Origin of the sequence: Ectothiorhodospira magna, assembly GCF_900110965.1 — a bacterium.
GTDB classification, from domain to species: domain Bacteria; phylum Pseudomonadota; class Gammaproteobacteria; order Ectothiorhodospirales; family Ectothiorhodospiraceae; genus Ectothiorhodospira; species Ectothiorhodospira magna.
The window spans coordinates 1-16,523 of the sequence record NZ_FOFO01000008.1; the positions used below are offsets into that span (position 1 = coordinate 1).

General features: G+C 56.0%; 15 protein-coding genes. 7 read left to right on the plus strand and 8 right to left on the minus strand.

The features are described from left to right. The 4 genes from BMX62_RS04450 to BMX62_RS04465 form a co-directional block, all read right to left on the minus strand. A partial coding sequence (locus tag BMX62_RS04450) for an RNA-guided endonuclease InsQ/TnpB family protein (RefSeq protein ID WP_143339658.1) occupies positions 1 to 419 on the minus strand: 419 nt, incomplete at its 3' end. 275 nt (positions 420 to 694) lie between these two features. Further along, entirely contained in the window at positions 695 to 1,018 is a 324-nt protein-coding gene (locus tag BMX62_RS04455) for a type II toxin-antitoxin system HicB family antitoxin (protein WP_090204884.1), read from the minus strand. Beyond that, positions 1,015 to 1,263 carry a toxin HicA gene (locus BMX62_RS04460; RefSeq protein ID WP_090205170.1) on the minus strand — a complete coding sequence of 83 codons (249 nt, stop codon included), beginning with the start codon at positions 1,261 to 1,263 and terminating at the stop codon, positions 1,015 to 1,017. Before BMX62_RS04460 ends, BMX62_RS04455 begins: the two co-directional genes overlap by 4 nt. 122 nt (positions 1,264 to 1,385) lie before the next feature. Continuing rightward, positions 1,386 to 2,516, minus strand: a complete 1,131-nt coding sequence (locus BMX62_RS04465; protein ID WP_090204887.1) for a transposase — start codon at positions 2,514 to 2,516, stop codon at positions 1,386 to 1,388. A 95-nt stretch (positions 2,517 to 2,611) separates the two neighbouring features. On the opposite strand from BMX62_RS04465, the gene BMX62_RS04470 reads away from it, so the two are divergent. Continuing rightward, a complete protein-coding gene (locus tag BMX62_RS04470) occupies positions 2,612 to 3,088 on the plus strand; it encodes a zinc ribbon domain-containing protein (protein WP_090204891.1) in 477 nt (158 codons plus the stop codon). A gap of 19 nt (positions 3,089 to 3,107) precedes the next feature. Here BMX62_RS04470 and BMX62_RS04475 read toward each other — a convergent pair whose 3' ends face one another. Then, complete coding sequence (locus BMX62_RS04475; protein WP_090204895.1) at positions 3,108 to 3,959, minus strand: universal stress protein; 852 nt, start codon at positions 3,957 to 3,959, stop codon at positions 3,108 to 3,110. Positions 3,960 to 3,978: 19 nt separating this feature from the next. Further along, the gene (locus BMX62_RS04480) at positions 3,979 to 5,472 is read right to left on the minus strand and encodes a SulP family inorganic anion transporter (protein WP_090204899.1); all 1,494 of its coding nucleotides are present in this window, start codon (positions 5,470 to 5,472) and stop codon (positions 3,979 to 3,981) included. A 328-nt stretch (positions 5,473 to 5,800) separates the two neighbouring features. Here BMX62_RS04480 and BMX62_RS04485 point away from each other — a divergent pair, with 328 nt between their 5' ends. The 6 genes from BMX62_RS04485 (at position 5,801) to BMX62_RS04515 (ending at position 13,662) form a co-directional block, all read left to right on the plus strand. Beyond that, complete coding sequence (locus BMX62_RS04485) at positions 5,801 to 6,088, plus strand: transposase (protein WP_238375850.1); 288 nt, start codon at positions 5,801 to 5,803, stop codon at positions 6,086 to 6,088. A 263-nt stretch (positions 6,089 to 6,351) separates the two neighbouring features. Further along, positions 6,352 to 6,726, plus strand: a complete 375-nt coding sequence (locus BMX62_RS13235) for a type IV pilin protein (protein WP_090204903.1) — start codon at positions 6,352 to 6,354, stop codon at positions 6,724 to 6,726. 148 nt (positions 6,727 to 6,874) lie between these two features. Further along, complete coding sequence (gene pilV / locus BMX62_RS04500; protein ID WP_238375851.1) at positions 6,875 to 7,402, plus strand: type IV pilus modification protein PilV; 528 nt, start codon at positions 6,875 to 6,877, stop codon at positions 7,400 to 7,402. A gap of 29 nt (positions 7,403 to 7,431) precedes the next feature. Then, entirely contained in the window at positions 7,432 to 8,493 is a 1,062-nt protein-coding gene (locus BMX62_RS04505) for a PilW family protein (RefSeq protein WP_090204906.1), read from the plus strand. Between the two features lie 15 nt (positions 8,494 to 8,508). After that, positions 8,509 to 9,021, plus strand: a complete 513-nt coding sequence (locus tag BMX62_RS04510; protein WP_238375853.1) for a pilus assembly PilX family protein — start codon at positions 8,509 to 8,511, stop codon at positions 9,019 to 9,021. Positions 9,022 to 9,075: 54 nt separating this feature from the next. Then, the gene (locus BMX62_RS04515; RefSeq protein WP_090204913.1) at positions 9,076 to 13,662 is read left to right on the plus strand and encodes a pilus assembly protein; all 4,587 of its coding nucleotides are present in this window, start codon (positions 9,076 to 9,078) and stop codon (positions 13,660 to 13,662) included. Positions 13,663 to 13,717: 55 nt separating this feature from the next. On the opposite strand, the gene BMX62_RS04520 is transcribed toward BMX62_RS04515, so the two are convergent. Both BMX62_RS04520 and BMX62_RS04525 read right to left on the minus strand, forming a co-directional pair. Further along, positions 13,718 to 14,266, minus strand: a complete 549-nt coding sequence (locus BMX62_RS04520) for a GspH/FimT family pseudopilin (protein WP_090204916.1) — start codon at positions 14,264 to 14,266, stop codon at positions 13,718 to 13,720. Positions 14,267 to 14,335: 69 nt separating this feature from the next. Further along, positions 14,336 to 16,516 carry a type IV pilus secretin PilQ gene (locus BMX62_RS04525; RefSeq protein ID WP_090204921.1) on the minus strand — a complete coding sequence of 727 codons (2,181 nt, stop codon included), beginning with the start codon at positions 16,514 to 16,516 and terminating at the stop codon, positions 14,336 to 14,338. Positions 16,517 to 16,523: the final 7 nt, after the last annotated feature.

The following is a 16,523-nucleotide window of genomic DNA, read 5'->3' on the forward strand; positions in this document are numbered from 1 at the left end:
CTTTTCAGTGTGCCCTCGACCTTCCGGTGCACCCTGGCCCTGATCGGTCCAAGCTTGGGCACCTTGATCCAGTCGTCGCCGGCCTTGACGCCGACGCAGTGATAGCTGGACTGTTTGCCCCGCTTGCTCTTGAAGCGCGGATAGCCGGCCTTCTGCTGGGGATCGAAGAAGCATTGGAAGGCATGATCCAGGTTCAGGCACGCCTGCTGGAGGGCCATGGAATCCGCGTCTTTGAGCCAGCCATACTTGCGCGATTTCTTGGCGACTGGCAACAGCTTCTTGATGTCGTGTTTGGCGCTCAACGACTGGCCGTGGTATTGGTAGCGATGAGATATGATGCGAAGGCCGGTGTTATAGACAAAGCGCACCGCGCCGAACTGGTAGTTCAGAAATGCCGCCTGTTCGGTCGTGGGGTAGATGCGTAATCTTTGTGGCCTTCAGCATATCAGTGCTCACTGCTACAATAGCCATAGATTAATAGCTATAACGGGGGATTTCAAGTGAGTGCGGATGCAGTCTACCGACGAGGGCGGCACAGCGTCACAACGTTGAAAGCCTATGTTCAGGGGCAGAAGACACAAAAATAGGGCCGCTTGCGCGGCCCCCGCTGACCTCCCCGCCCGAGTGGGCGAGGGTTCACGCGGTTTTTTGCTGAGTATCCTTTAGTCCTGCCTCAGTCGGGGGTAGTTGACCGTTAACCAGCCAGTTTGGCGCTGGCCAGGCGATTGAGGCTCACGCCCTGCTCTGCTGCCATCAACACAAGCTGTCGGTGCAGCTCAGGCGGTATGCGCACCCGAAACTCACCGCTATAACGCCGCTCTGCCAAAGGCTCTGGTACCGGTTCACCGTTTGCCTTAAGGTCTGCGACCACCTCGGCAACCATGCGCCTTACACCGCTCAGTGCCGCCTCAGGCGTCTCTGCCAGCCAGCTCAGTGAAGGGAACTCCACACACAAGCCCACATGTTCTGCATCCTCAGGCGACCACGTCACCCGATAGGTGTAATGATCCAAACTCATCTGTGATCCTCCAGTTTGTCGATCGCCTTCAGTACCTGCCGTACCTGATACGCCTTGGCTTTACCGCCGGCATCCTGGATGTTGACACGCGGATCACCCGGCCAGGGCGTCTTGAATATCAGATGGCTAGTACCCGATTGGCGCGGCTCGCCAAAATAGGTCATGCAGACCTTGCGTAAATCGGCAAAACGAACGTTGGCCGGCTCTCTTCGTAGCCGTTCGAGTATCTTTTCGATGGATGCCATTTCTCGGAATGGTTCCATTATTGGAACCTTATGTCAACCCCTCCCCTATCCCTTGGTTTGCTTGGTTTGCTCGTTTATCTGGGCGCTCGCTCTGGCTGGCTTCAGTCGTCCCATGGTTTTAGTTAGCCAACAGCCTGCACCACCACCTGCCGCTCAAACACCCGCCGGGCCGCCCCCATTCCGCGCAGAAACTTCGCCTGGCGGCAGGCTGCATGTTCCAGCAGTTTCGCCGGCTTGCCCACGGCATGGCCGAATGCCTGCAGCAGACAGTTACCATGAGCAATGAAAGCCTCTGCATCCATGCCCAGACGATCCAGCAATTTAGGCGTCTGCTCCGGCATGTATCCGCGTTTGGTGGGATGCACACACCGGCCCAGTGTCTCCACCAGTTCCAGATAATCCCCCCAGGCAAACGGCACCGCCCAGGACTCCTGCCCGGTGGCATCAAAGGGCATCAGGGGTGCCATAGCAAGAGACGCCAACTTGTGCTCACAGCGCAACCCATCGCGCCAGTGCGGAATATTGGCCCCAGCCTCCTTGGGCGCCATGGCCTTGTCCCCCTGGACCGGAGGCTTGACCAATGCCGCCTGCATTCGAGTCTCGGCCTTGTCCGGACACAAACGCGCCTCCACGCTGGTGTATTCGCTGGTTTCCGGAGTATTGGCAATCCCGGCCCGGATGGGATTGAGGTCCACATAGGCCATGGCACTCAAAATGGCCTGCTCATCCAGCAAGGCTTGGCTCTTGAAGCGCCCTTCCCAGAACCGACCCCGAACCCCGTCCTCGGCATTGGCCTTGCGGGCAATGGTCTCGTTGAGCACCCGCATGAACCAGGACAGATCCGCCAGCCGGGAGCGATAGATACCCGCCCACTCCTGAACCTGAGCCAGTTCAGCATCGTGGAGGGTATCCCGTTTCTGTGGGTCCAGATACCGCTGTACCGCCAGAGGCCCGGAGAACACGCCAGTCCAGCGGCGCAACACCGCCTCATCCGACCAGCCCTGAGCGCGGCTCTGATCGATTCGCAGCACGATGTGATAGTGGTTGCTCATCACCGCGTAGGCGGCCACGTCAATGGCAAAAACGCCACACAACTGCCGAATCCGGGCCTCGATCCAGCCCCGACGATGGTCGAAGTTCTGGCCGGTGTGGTGGTCCTGTCCACAGAGGAAAGCGCGGCGGACACAGCGCGACACCACGTGGTACCAGGGCGTGTCGGTGACGGACACCAGTTCTGAGCGGGGGCGTGTCATGGGGCCAGTGTCTCAGAGAGGGCCGGGAGGGTCAATGAAAAATGGGTGTCCTTTACCCTCCACTTTACCTCTTCCCTTGGGAGGGTCAATGAAAAATGGGTGTCCTTTACCTCTTCTGTGAAAAATGGGTGTCCTTTACCTCTTCTGGTCAGTACAAAAAGGGCTTGAACCGCAGCATCCTCGATGCCGCTGGCGGGGCCTTCCATCAATTGCTCAGGTATAAAGCGGAAGAGGCTGGGACCTGGGCGATGGAGGCTCCGACGCGGCATCTCAAGCCCTCGCAGACCTGTCAGACCTGGGCGATGGAGGCTCCGACGCGGCATCTCAAGCCCTCGCAGACCTGTCACGCCTGCGGGCGGCAGGAGAAGAAGCCGCTCGGCCAGCGGCGTCATGAGTGCCCCTGTGGCGCGTCCTGCTCGCGGGACGAAAACGCCGCTCGGGTCTTGATGAACTGGGCCAAGCAGCAGTTATCCGGTCGGGAACCTGGCCGATGCGTGGAGGGCGGTAAGACCGAATCATCCCCGGATGATCCGGCACGCCCCGTGAAGCGCGAAACTCACGCCATAGCCTGAAAGGCTTGGCGGGAGTAGTTCATCGCAGGATGATCAACGGAATCGGCGACCGCATGATCATGTTGGTGGTGGTGCTGCCCACAAACCAGCGCCGCAGCCGGGAGTGGCCGTAGGCCCCCATGGCCAGCAGATGGATGTCGTGTTCCTGGCGGTAGGCGCAGACCACTTCCGTCACATCACCGGTGCGGATCTGCCCGCGCACATCGAAGCCATTTTGAGCCAGCATGCCGCGGGCGTTGTCCAGGCGTGAGCGGTTTTCCTGATTGTCGTCGCCCACCATCAGAATATGGGCCTCCAGTCCCTTGAGCAGGGGGCTCTCGGAGACTTTTTCCACCACGGTATGCGCCGTGGCGCTGCCATCGTAGGCGATCAGGAAACGCTCCGGCTCCCGGTATTCCAGAGGGGCCACCAGCACGCCGCGCTTCAGGGTTCGGATGATGCTCTCCAGGTGGCTCCCCACATGCTGTTTGAGCATGTCCCCATCCTTGCCCTGCTTGCCTACCACGACCAGACGAGCCTCCTCCTGGATATTGTCCAGGGCCGCGGTGACGCCATCATTGCGCAGCAGGCTGCCGGGGTCGGCGACGCCATGGGCGCGAACCCGTTCCAGCGCATCGGACAGGATGGCGCGCCCCTGTTCCCGCAGCAGCTTGCCGCGCTGCTCCTCGGCCTCCACCATCTGTTCCAGCAGGGCCTCCCGACTCCCCAGGCTGAGGTTGCCGCTCAGGTCCCGCTTGGCGTCCGCATGAGGGTTGTGGATCACATGCAGCAGGGTGAGTGGCGAGTTCATGCGCCGGCTCGCCCAGGCGGCGTAATCACATACGGACAACGACGAGCGCGAGCCATCGATACAGGCAATGACCTTGTTCATAGGGGCATCCTCCAGCAGGTTAGTGGCCCATGAGCCGGTCAGCGGCATCGGCCTTGTCGTGTGCGGCGTGACGGTCGACGATGGTGGCGGTGGCCTCATTCATGCCAATGATCTCCACCTCGACACCCTCACGGCGGAAGTTGATGACCACGCGGTCAAGGGCGGCCACGGAACTGATGTCCCAAAAATGTGCACGGGACAGATCGATGGTCACCTTATCCAGATCCTCCCGGAAATTGAACGCTTGCATGAACTTCTCCGTGGAGGCGAAGAAGACCTGCCCATACACGCGATAGGTGCGGTGCAGGGTGTGTTCATCCGGGCGGGTGTCGGTGTCGGCGCCCACGAACATGAACTGGCTGACCTTGTTGGCGAAGAACAGGGCTGCCAGCAACACGCCCGACAGCACGCCCAGAGCCAGGTTGTGGGTGAACACGGTGACCGCCACGGTGGTGATCATGACGATGTTGGTGCTCAGCGGGTGGCGCTTCATGTTCTTGATGGAGGTCCAGCTGAAGGTGCCGATGGACACCATGATCATCACCGCCACCAGCGCGGCCATGGGGATGATGCCCAGGATTGGGCTGAGAAAGACCACCATGATGAGCAGATAGATGCCCGCCATGAAGGTGGATAATCGCCCCCGGCCACCGGATTTGATGTTGATGACCGATTGCCCGATCATCGCGCAGCCCGCCATGCCGCCGAAGCTGCCGGCAACGATATTCGAGATGCCCTGGCCCTTGCACTCGCGGTTCTTGTCGGTGCGGGTGTCGGTGAGGTCATCGACGATGTTCTGGGTCATCATGGATTCCAGCAGGCCCACCACGGTCAGTGCCAGGGCGTAGGGCAGGATGATCCACAGGGTTTCCAGGTTCAGCGGGATGTCCGGCCAGAGGAAGACGGGCAGGGTGTCGGGCAGTTCGCCCATGTCGCTGACGGTGCGGATGTCCAGATTCAGCAGCCAGGCCAGCAGGGTGAGTACCACAATGGTCACCAGGGGCGAGGGGATGGAACGGGTCAGGTAGGGGAACAGATAGATGATGGCCAGCCCCAGGGCAGTCATGGCGTAAACATGCCAGGTGACGCCGGTGAGTTCGGGGAGTTGCGCCAGGAAGATCATGATGGCCAGTGCGTTGACGAATCCTGTCATCACCGAGTTGGAGATGAAGCGCATGTAGCGCCCCACCTGCAGATAGCCTGCGATGATCTGCAGTATGCCAGTCAATATGGTAGCGGCCAGCAGGTATTCCAGCCCATGTTCCTTCACCAGGGTGATCATGAGCAGGGCCATGGCTGCGGTGGCCGCCGAGATCATGCCGGGTCGGCCGCCGGTGAAAGCGATGACCACCGCGATGCAGAACGAGGCGTACAGACCCACCTTGGGGTCCACGCCGGCGATGATCGAAAAGGCAATGGCTTCCGGGATCAGGGCCAGGGCAACCACCAGGCCAGAGAGCATGTCACTGCGTATATTGGAAAACCATTCCTGCTTGATGCGGGTGAGGTTCATGGATGATGTCCTGTCATTACGAATTCGTTGTCGGCCTGGCCCGGATCATTGCCAAATGACGTCACGCGGCCCCGTCTGTGATGATTGGGGCCGTGAAGTACGCGGCTGAAACGGTTTTGCAAGGGCGTTTCTTCGGGGGGGGGGGGGCGTTGCCCAAGCGTAGCCGGAATCCTGGGGATCCTGTGTTCCAGCGATGATCCTCAGGGAATGCCGTGGGGAGGCCAATGAAAAAGGGGCAGTAGTCTACACTGCGGGCAGGGCCTTGGCCAGCTTGTCAAGCCTTGCAATCGGGTGAGTGAGGCCTGATTTTGGTCCCGCTCACTGAAACGTGGGGAAGCTGGACTACAAGGCCAAGGAGCAGGGCAAGCATCTGGTCAAGATCGACCCGTGGTTTGCCAGCTCCAGGACCTGCCATGTCTGCCAGCACAAGGGGGACGCCATGCCGTTGAACGTCCGGTCGTGGGCGTGCCCGGCCTGCCACACACAGCATGACCGAGATATCAACGCGGCGCTGAACATCAAGCATCAAGGCATAGTGAAGTTGAAGGCGGAAGGGCTGTCCGTCTCTGCCCATGGAGGCTTGCGTAAGCCCGGCACATCGCCGGCTGCTGCCTGAGAAGTGGGAAGCCTCGCCCGTGGCGCGTCAGCGCTTAGGGCGGGGAGCAGTCACCACAGCGAGTTGACGGGACAGTTTGGCAGCATGCCCGCTCTGGATACCCACCTTGGACCCAGTCTCGAAGAATTTTCGAAGGCCTTTGTGCTGGAAGCTCTTGATCACGCCCCTGGATGAAAAGTTGAAAAGTGGGCATCCTTTATTCTTTAATCATTTGTCCCTCAGTCCACCCGCACTCCCTTCCAACCAAGACGGTGATTTATCCCATGCGCAGAATCGGTTATAGATCGAATGGCTTCACCTTGATCGAGGTGATGATCGTCGTCGTCATCATTGGCATTCTTGCTGCCATTGCCTATCCTTCATACCTTCGCTATATCGAGCGCTCTCACATTTCCGAAGGCAGGGCCGCATTGCTACAGGCGGCACAATGGATGGAACGCCGGTACACCCAGGACAACCGCTACCCCGCTGACACAGACTTTCCAGCGCATTTCAACAACGACTACTACACGGTTGCCGCCGTAACCACTGCATCCACATACACCCTGACTGCCACCGCCAAAAAGGCCGGCACAAGGTGCACCGAGATGACCATCAACCAGACCGGTGTCACCACCCCCAGTGACTGCTGGGATTGAGAGGGCATGCCCATCGGCGAATATGGGTCGAAAAATCTTCCAGTCCTCCCGGTTTGGTCTACACTCGTTGGAACGAAAAACTTTTTAGCACTGCCGGTGGCGCACTCATCCACCGGCAGTGCTGGATGGTGCGATAAGGACCAACGTCTTGAATCGGAAAATATTTCACCGTTTCGGCCCCTCCCTTAGCCAGCGCGGCGTGACGCTGCTGGAGGTGCTGATTGCCCTGGTGGTGCTGTCCATCGGCCTGCTGGGATTGGCGGCCCTGCAGGCAACCGCTCTGCAGCATAACCATAACGCCGCGGTGCGATCCCAGGCCACCAACCTGTCCTATGACATCCTCGACCGCATGCGCGCCAACCGCGCTGCCGCCCTGGCCGGAGCCTATGCAATGACCCTGGATACCGGTCTTGTTTGCAATCCTGCCCTGAATCCTTCCGCCGGTACCCTGGCCCAGCGGGATCTGGCCCAATGGCAGAATCAGGTGGCCTGTCAACTGGCCGCCGGCGCTGCGGCAATCTCTCCGGTGACGAATAACACCGTGACCATCACCCTCTGCTGGCGTCAGCGCCTGTCCGACGAGGCGGTGGCAGAGGAGGTGGACGAGGATGCCCAACCGGATCAGGCCTGCAGTGATCAGGGCCTGATCAGCTTTGTGTACAGCACCCGGCTTTAGCCGGTGTGATCGAATACCCCGGAGGGGTCATGGTTCACCCTGCATGCCCAAACATCCTGTCCCAGACGCCCCATGTCCGCCGGTCGGGTTTCCCTCGTCGTGGAGCCGGGCAATCGGGCCTGTCCCTGGTGGAGTTGATGGTTGCCATGGTCATTGGGCTGATCCTGGTGGGGGGGGCGATCCAGATTTTTTTGGGTACCAGTCAGACCTATCGGTTGACCGAAAGCCTGTCCCGGATGCAGGAGGACGGGCGTTTTGCGCTGGATCAGTTGAATCATGATCTGCGGCATGTGGGGTTTCGTGGGGGCTGTCAGGGAGAAATCCAGAATCTGCTGGATGAGGATGACAGCAAGTATGACGCCAGTTTTTTTGACCTGGACGATGCCATCGAGGGATGGAACGGGGTTAAGGGAAAGGCGCCTGATGATTATGTGGCAGGTACGGACGTGTTTGTGATCAAGCATGCAGCGAATATCACTGGATTAGCTGCAAGTGGAAATACAGGACAAAATTCTGCAAACATCAATTTGCAAAATAAAAACAGCGGTGTCCCACAGGGTACCATCGTAGTAGTGGGAGATGCCGAAAGTTGCGATATGTTTCAGAATACTGCTAATGAAAATGCAGGCAACCTGAATCGAGGCGCAGGCGGAGCCGGTATCTCGCCAGGAAATAAAAAAGGGAATCAGGAGTTCAGCAAAGCCTATTCTGGTGACCTGAATATTTTTACCATCACCAGCCACCTCTACTACATCGGCACCCAAAATGGCCAACGGGCCCTGCGCCGGGTGAGCTATGATCGTGGCTTTACCGTGACACCGCCCAATGATGAAATCATCCTCGGCGTATGGGACATGCAGATCACCTATCTGCTCAGAAACGGCACTGAATATGTGGATGCCGATGCAGTGGGAAACAACTGGAGAGACGTGATCGCCGTGCGGGTCAGTCTGCTGCTACACAGCGAGCACAACAATCTGGCCGATGCACCGATGGTCCTGCCCTACAACGGCGCCGCCTTCACTGCTCCCGACCGCCGTTTGTATCAGGTCTTCACCACCACCGTGGCCCTGCGCAACCGTTTGCCATAGCTTAGGACTCACTCCATGGCCCGCCTCCCTTCCAGCCTGTTGAACCGGATAATGCCAGGGGATTCCCTGCGCATCCGCCCGCCCCAAAAACAACGGGGCACTGCCCTGGTCATTTCCCTGATCTTTCTTTTGATGATGACCATCCTCGGTGTCAACGCCATGCGCGATACCACCCTGCAGGAACGCATGGTGGGGAATATGCAGGATCGTAATATGGCGTTTCAGGCCAGTGAGGCTGTGTTGCGTGTAGGGGAGGCATGGATAAGAAATCAGGAAGCGCTTGATGATGATGACTTGGGGCAGGCTCTGTCAGATCCAGCCGCTTGGGATGGCAAAAATCCAACTGGCACCATGCCAATGGAAGAACTTGCGGAAGATCCGGTATTCCATGTTGGCAAGCCTCGTATCATCCTTAACGACCCGGCAGATCCAGCCGGTGGTGTGCACGCCATTTATACGGTCGTCTCCAGAGGGGTTGGGCGCTCGGAGAATACAGTGGTAATTATTCGAACGCATTTCAGGCCCTGACGCCAGGTATTTCAAGGCTGATTTTATTGGAAGTCAATTCAAAAGGTGGGCTTCATGCTGACTTTAAAACACCGTCGCGCCGCTTTCCGTTTCACCAGTTTATTTTTTCTGGCGGTTGTTTTTTCATTTGGTGCAGGAGCACAGCTTTCGGCCAATGTGAATATTTCTCAGATTCCTCTACTGGTGAGTCAGTCCGTTCAACCTCTTGTCATGCTGAACATGTCCAACGACAATCAGCTTTATTTTCATGCTTACCCGGATTACGCCGATCTTACAGGTGACGGTGCTCCCAATACCACCTATGCCCATGAGGTAGATTATTTTGGGTATTTTGATGCTTACAAGTGCTACAAGTATGACAATGGAGTGTTTGATCCAGTTGCCCTGACAGCAGACAAATACTGTACTGGAGAGCAATGGAGCGGCAATTTTCTCAACTGGCTGACCATGGCCAGAATTGATGTGGTAAGAAAGATTCTTTATGGTGGCTATCGTTCCACGGATGATGCCAATGAGACGATTCTTGAGCGTAGTTATCTTCCTAATGATGCCCATGCTTGGGTGCGATACTATGATGGGGAAGATATCGAAAAATTGACCCCCTTTTCCTTGCCTTTAAGGACAGTCAGTGAGAGTTCCTCAGTTATTACTATTCCTGCGGGGGATCGTAATAGTGCCGATCATCGCAGAACCTTTTCTACTTCATGGGCGAGCAATGAGAAGGTGCAAATTGGTGATCAAATCATCATAAGAGATCGTGAAGACCCGGATAATAAATGGATGGAAGGTGTGGTCCGAAGTAGAACTGGAGGCAATGTCGAGATTCAGGTTACTGCCAGTTCAGGAAGTGGTGCAACCGGCAATGACTGGGAACTATTTAATGACTCCCGTCGGGGTGTGAGTTTTTGTAATACAACTGTTGGAACCGGGTCATCACAAAATATTAATACCCCTCCGCTTTTGCGTGTAGCGCGTGGAAATTACAGCCTGTGGACAGCCAATGAGCGATGGCAATGTCGCTGGAGTGGTGAAGCAAGCAGGGGAAGTCATAATGGGCTCAATGTGGCTGGTTTGCAGTCTGATAACGCCAATACCTATTCTTCATCGGGGTTATTTGCTAACTTCCGCAACCCGATACGCAATGATGTGCAACTGGGTTCGGGAGATTATCATGTCAGACTGCGCGTCTGTGTTACCGAATTACTTGGCGCCGAGGATTGTAAGCAATACCCATCGGGTAGCAATAAGCCGATAGGTCTTTTACAAAGATATGGCGAAGACGGTAGCATTCTTTTTGGTTTGATGACGGGTAGTTACAGTAGAAATCTTTCCGGTGGCACCTTGCGCAAGAATATAAAAAGCTTTGCTGATGAAATTGATGCCCAAACCGGACGGTTCATTGTTCCCTCCGATGGCGGCTCCATTATCAGATCACTCGATGCGTTGCGTATCTATGGCTATAATCACGGTACTGGTGTATATGATGGTGCAGGAGATAGCTGTGGTGTTGGTGTTCAAAAAAGTCAGATGACGGATGGTAAATGCATGAGCTGGGGTAATCCCCAAGCCGAGATATTTCTGGAAAGTCTGCGCTACTTTGCAGGGAAACCCATGACCTCGGGTTTCCATGTATCGGGCTCGGATAAATTATCCAACCTGCAATCAGAAACCTGGGTTGACCCCCTGAATGATCATAACTGGTGTGCCGCATCCAGTATCATCAACTTCAATGCCAGCGTCTCCTCTTTCGACGGTGACCAGTTGGGTGGTTTTTCCTCATTACCGGGGGCCGGTGACGTCAGTGAGTGGACCGATAAGGTGGGTAAAGGCGAAGGATTGCATGGTCAGCAAAGATTTTTTGGCGGTAATAATGCCTTGTGCACCGCTAAGCCCATTGGGGTACTGTCTGACGTATCTGGGCTGTGTCCGGAAGCCCCCAATCAGGATGGTACGTTTCATATCGCCGGACTGGCACACTACGCCTATACGAAAAGCATTCGTACCGATCTGCGAGATCACGAGGGAAACGCCCCTGACACTCATGTCAAGACCTATGGTGTGACCTTGGCACCGGCGGTGCCTAGAATCAATATTCCCAGACCTGGAGAAACCGAGACAGCAGTCACGATACTGCCCGCCTGCGAAAACAAGGGTGATGGCGGGCTACGCTGTGCGCTCTCGGATTTTCGTATCGTTGAGCAGGATATTGAGAAAGGGACCGGCAGATTTTTCATTCAATGGGATGTTCATGAATGGGGAAGCGACTTTGATATGGATATCAACGGTACCCTGTCCTATGTCATTACGGAAAATGAAATCACAGTAACAACCAATGCCTGGGCCCAGTCCAGCAGTCGTCCTGCCGGTTTTGGCTATATTATCAGCGGTACTACTCAAGATGGCTATCATGCTCACTCCGGAATAAATGATTACACCTATGTAGACCCTACGGGTGTTCTTGGTTGCAATAACTGCGGAGTCGGTGATCCAGAAACATCCGTGACCTACACCTTGGGTGGCGATACTGCCAAATTACTGCGTGAGCCTTTGTTCTATGCGGCTAAATGGGGCGGTTACCACAAAACTGGTGGTATGACATTTCCTGATGATGTGGCTTCTTGGGACAGAACCGGGGACGGTCTGCCGGATAATTATTTCTTTGCCATTGATCCGGCTAGATTGGCAGAGGGTCTGACACAAGCCTTTGATGCCATTGCTCAGGCGGCCACAGCAACCACCTCAGCTGCAGTCAGTTCTCCACATCTGCTGGATGGAACTCTTGTTTTTGTTGCAGGCTTTGACAGCACGGACTGGTCGGGCGAACTCAAAGCCTATGCACTGAACGCCGATGGGAGTCGCGGACAGGAGGCATGGAATGCAGCAACTCGTTTGTCCAGCAATAACACCCGTGCCATTTTCACCACCCAAAGGGATTCAATGTCCAATATCAGTACCAAGGGCGTGATCCTGAATCTTTCCAGTCTTCATCCGAATCAGCAGGACGCCATCAATCATAACCCAGGTGGTGATGCCGGACTGGCTGAAGAGCGTCTTGGCTGGATTAGAGGCAATGATAACGCTGATCAAAGTTTCAGGCAGCGCCCTCATAGACTGGGTGATATCGTCCATTCCAATCCTCAGTTTATTCGGCAGCGTTATGAAGGTTTTTCCCGCATTCTGGGAGCACCTTCGCTGCGGGACATAAAGCCTGTCATTTACGTTGCCTCCAACGGCGGCATGCTCCATGCCTTTGATGCCGATACAGGTGATGAGCTGTTTGCCTTCATGCCGGGAGAGTTGCTGCTTCCCGAGGCTGGAGAGACTTTTTCTCCCATGAGTCGTCTTATGGAAAAAGACTATCAGGAGAATCGCCGTTTCTATGTGGATGGTACTGTCACCGTCGAAGAAGCCCTGATCAATAATAACTGGAGGCGGATATTGGTGGGCACCATGGGGGCCGGAGGGCGTAGTGTTTTTGCGCTGGATGTTTCCGACCCTGGAAAATTCAATCAGGATCATGTGCTTTGGGAGTTTTCCCATGAGCAGTTGGGATATGGCGTGACTGAGGCAAGGATTGCCAGAATGGGAGATGGAAGTTGGGTCGCCATTTTCGGTAATGGCTATAACAGTAAGGATCACAAGGCCGTACTTTTCATCGTCAATCTTGAAACTGGAAATTTGGTCAAATTGATAGACACTGGGGAGGGTAGTACAAGCCAGCCCAATGGCCTTGCACCGGCGGCATGGACCCATTGGCCCGAATCAGAACTGAAGGCGCAGTGGATTTATGCTGGTGATCTGCTCGGCAATCTTTGGCGCTTTGACGTGACTCATAATAATTCAAATAATTGGAAAGCTGAAAAAATCTTCGCGGCAGGGCCGTCACAGCCAATCACATCGGGGCTGCTCCTGACGGCAGTACCAGACCATGATGGGCTGATGATAAATTTTGGTACCGGCAGCTATTTCCGGGTAGAGGATGGTCTGGATATACCCAGCACACCCCATCAGAGTCTTTACGGTATTCTGGATCGTCCCCAGGATAATAAAACCACCAGCGTGGTGACCAGGTCGAACGACCTGATCGAGCAAAAGATCGAATTTCAGGGCGAAGCCACCTTTACACGGGAGGATGATCGACAGGTAACCCATACCATTCGCATCCTTTCGGATGAACCGGTGGATCTCACTCAAAAACGGGGTTGGTATATCGATTTGAATCAGGTTGCGGGTGAGCGTGTCATCAATAAACCAACGCGCCGCGGAACGAGGGTACGATTCAGTACGCTGATTCCGAACCCGGATGCCAATCCTTGCTCTCCGTCAGCTGATGGATTCTTTATGGATTTCAATTTACGCACGGGGGGCAGAGAGGAAGACCCGGTATTTGACTTTACAGGGGATCTGGCATTTGATGATGCTGATAAGTTCTTGAAGGATAGCAATGATCCGGGATCATTGGTCGCACCTAGTGGTGTTGGCGGTCTCACCAAAGGGGAAACCATATCAGCCACACGGATTACGGATGATGGTGGTGTCGAGTTGCCTATTCCCGGCGATGGTGCTCCCCCTGATGATTTGCTTCTGAAGGGTGACCCGTTGTTTTCAAGTGGCCGCCAGTCCTGGCAGCAACTCCGCTAAGAGCGGCGGCGATGGGCACTTTGGCGTGCCTGTCGCCGCGTTCCTCTTTCCCCCTTCAGCAGTTACCTTTTTCCAGGCGCACATTGCCGCTGGCCACCACCTCCAGGGTACGACTCTGACCCTGCTTGCACCCCTTGATCTTGAGCGTGAAACTGCCAGCGGTGGTGGCGTCGCCCCGTCCGGAAAAGGTGATCCGGTTGGGGCCTGTGAGTGTATCCACGGTGCCAGGCGGGGCGTTCCAGATCCTGAGTACATTGTCATTGCTGCCGCCCTTGACCGTGCCGCTGCCCGAATCCACAAAAGCCACCCAGGCGTTGTCCTTCCAGTTGGTGGTGCAGGTGGGGATGGTGGCCTCGGGGTTGGCAGTTGGGCAGAGGCTGACGGCCTCACCCCGGCGCACGGCTTCATTGCGGGTGAAGGTGAGGGCATTGAGCAGGGTATTGGCCTGGGCGGCGGTGCGGTTATTGACGATCATGGTCTGAAAGCTGGGTATGCCGATGGTCAACAGAATGGCCAGCAGGGCGACGGTGATCATCAGTTCGATGAGGCTGAAGCCTCGGGGGGCGTGAATCGGTGGCCGGGGATGGACCATGAGGGGCGACATGACTGACTCCAGGGGATTGCGGCTCCAGGTATGGCAGCCGGGAGTGGAAGCCCGGCTGCCGTAGAGCCTTTAGGGGTTGAGGGTAGATTCCTCAATCACTCGGGGAGTGACAAAAATCAGTAATTCGTTCTTTGTTGAATCACTTCTTTGTTGCCTGAAAAGATGACCTAAAACGGGTATGTCTCCTAGCAGTGGAGTCCTGGCGGAGCTTCTGATGTTCGCTGTCTCATAAACGCCGCCCAATACTACAGTTTCACCATTTCTTACAAAAACCTGCGTTTCAACTTCATTTTTATTAATGGCAAATCCATCTGGTGTGATTTCACCTCGACTATCTTTGCTAACTTTGATATTAAGAATTATATTTCCGTTAGGAGTGATTTGTGGCGTGACTTCGGTGATTAGCTTTGCATCCCTGAAAATCACGTCAGGCGTCCCATCAGTGCCAACAGACTTGTAAGGGATTTCTTCGCCTTTCTCTATTCTTGCCATTTGCCCATTGGTGGTAATGACTCTTGGGCTAGAAACAATCTCTCCACGTTGCTCCTGCTGCAATGCTAAAAGCTCTAAGTCCAGTAATATATCTGGTCTTAAAATGGAAAAACCAATACCGCTTGTAGCTGCTTCCGATGTGGGAAGATTAATATTTAATCTACTATTTAAATCTGGAAAACCACCTAGAGGAAAAGCACTCCCCGTTGCATTGAGATTGCCCATGGCACTGCCAATCATGTTGTCAGCTGCATTTAGTCTCCCTCCGGTGGTAGCAATAGTATTACCCCTCTGTCTTGCCCCTGTTACACCAAATCTTGCACCTAATTCACGCGCAAAAGAATCTGAGGCAATCACAATCCGCGTCTCAATCAGCACCTGTTGCACCGGAATGTCCAGGGAATTGACCAGCCGCCGAACCTGCTCCAGCTTCTCGTTGGTATCCTGCACCAGCAACGTGTTGGTGCGGTTATCCACGGTGATGCTGCCCCGTTCCGACATAAACCGGCCACGATCACCACTGATGATCCCCGCCACATCTTCCGCCCTGGCATAATTCACCTGAATGAACTCCGCCCGCAGGGGAGCCAGTTCCCGCACCTGCTGCTGGGCTTCCAGCTCCTGGCGCTCCCGGGCGGCAATCTCCGTGGCCGGGGCCACGAAGATCACGTTGCCCGCCTGGCGCATGGCCAGCCCCTTGGTCTTGAGGATGATATCCAGCGCCTGATCCCAGGGCACATTACGCAGACGCAGGGTGATATTGCCGGTGACCGAGTCGCTGACTACCACGTTGAGATCGGTAAAATCGGCAATGAGCTGCAGCACGGAACGGATTTCAATATCCTGAAAATTCAGGGACAGCCGCTCCCCCACATAGGTAAACCGCTCCCTGGCCAGCGCCTCCCGCTCCTCCCGGCTCAGGGGCTTGACCTCCACAATGTAGGTGTTGTCGCTTTGGTAGGACAACAGATCGTAATCCCCAGACGTGGTCACGGTGATGCGGACCCGATCCGTTTCCCGCAGGGTGTCGATCATCTGCACCGGGGTGGCAAAGTCGGTCACGTCCAGGCGCCGCTCCAGGGCTTCGGGCAGATGGGCACGATGGAAAGAGACTTCGATACGGTTGTTCTGCTCCCGAATGTCCACGGGGGTGCGGGGGTCTGCCAGGGTGATGATCACCCGACCTTCACCTTCCGGGCCGCGACGAAAGTCCACATTGTTGATGGATCGGGGATGATCCCCCCGCTGGACCGGGGCTTCACGGCTGGGCAGGGCACTGGCCACGCTGGTGCCGGTGTAGGGCGCCGCCACGGGTACACCGCTGGGACTGAGGGTCAGGGTGAGGGTGTTGCCTTCCCGCTCGATGTCATAGCCCATCATGCGCACCAGATTGAACACCACCCTGGTGCGTCCGCCGGCCTCCACGGCGTTGACCGACTGGGTCAGCCCCAGGTTGATTTGCTGGGTGCGCTGGGCCAGGGCATTGCGGGTGTCTTGAAAATCCAGGGCAATGCGGGCCGGATTATCGATGGTAAAACTCATGGGCTCTGGGGCCGGGCCAGAAAAGCGCATCACCACCTGTAGCCGGTCGCCGGGCAGGGTGCTGTAAATCAGCTGTTCCAGTGCCTGTTCTTCCTGGGCAATGGCGGTGTGCCAGGGCAGCGCCAGCAGGCACAGCATCAGCAGTGGTCCCAGGCTGCGCCAGAATGGCGTCAGTGGTGGCCGGGACGGGGTGAGTCGCAAGGTGCGCGGTGTCATGATGTGA

Excerpts from the sequence above, each read along its gene's own strand:
- BMX62_RS04455 (WP_090204884.1), bottom strand. The coding sequence starts at position 1,018 with ATGAGTTTGGATCATTACACCTATCGGGTGACGTGGTCGCCTGAGGAT.
- BMX62_RS04460 (WP_090205170.1), bottom strand. The coding sequence starts at position 1,263 with ATGGCATCCATCGAAAAGATACTCGAACGGCTACGAAGAGAGCCGGCC.
- BMX62_RS04465 (WP_090204887.1), bottom strand. The coding sequence starts at position 2,516 with ATGACACGCCCCCGCTCAGAACTGGTGTCCGTCACCGACACGCCCTGG.
- BMX62_RS04470 (WP_090204891.1), top strand. The coding sequence starts at position 2,612 with ATGGGTGTCCTTTACCTCTTCTGTGAAAAATGGGTGTCCTTTACCTCT.
- BMX62_RS04475 (WP_090204895.1), bottom strand. The coding sequence starts at position 3,959 with ATGAACAAGGTCATTGCCTGTATCGATGGCTCGCGCTCGTCGTTGTCC.
- BMX62_RS04480 (WP_090204899.1), bottom strand. The coding sequence starts at position 5,472 with ATGAACCTCACCCGCATCAAGCAGGAATGGTTTTCCAATATACGCAGT.
- BMX62_RS13235 (WP_090204903.1), top strand. The coding sequence starts at position 6,352 with ATGCGCAGAATCGGTTATAGATCGAATGGCTTCACCTTGATCGAGGTG.
- BMX62_RS04505 (WP_090204906.1), top strand. The coding sequence starts at position 7,432 with ATGGTTCACCCTGCATGCCCAAACATCCTGTCCCAGACGCCCCATGTC.
- BMX62_RS04510 (WP_238375853.1), top strand. The coding sequence starts at position 8,509 with ATGGCCCGCCTCCCTTCCAGCCTGTTGAACCGGATAATGCCAGGGGAT.
- BMX62_RS04515 (WP_090204913.1), top strand. The coding sequence starts at position 9,076 with ATGCTGACTTTAAAACACCGTCGCGCCGCTTTCCGTTTCACCAGTTTA.
- BMX62_RS04520 (WP_090204916.1), bottom strand. The coding sequence starts at position 14,266 with ATGTCGCCCCTCATGGTCCATCCCCGGCCACCGATTCACGCCCCCCGA.
- BMX62_RS04525 (WP_090204921.1), bottom strand. The coding sequence starts at position 16,516 with ATGACACCGCGCACCTTGCGACTCACCCCGTCCCGGCCACCACTGACG.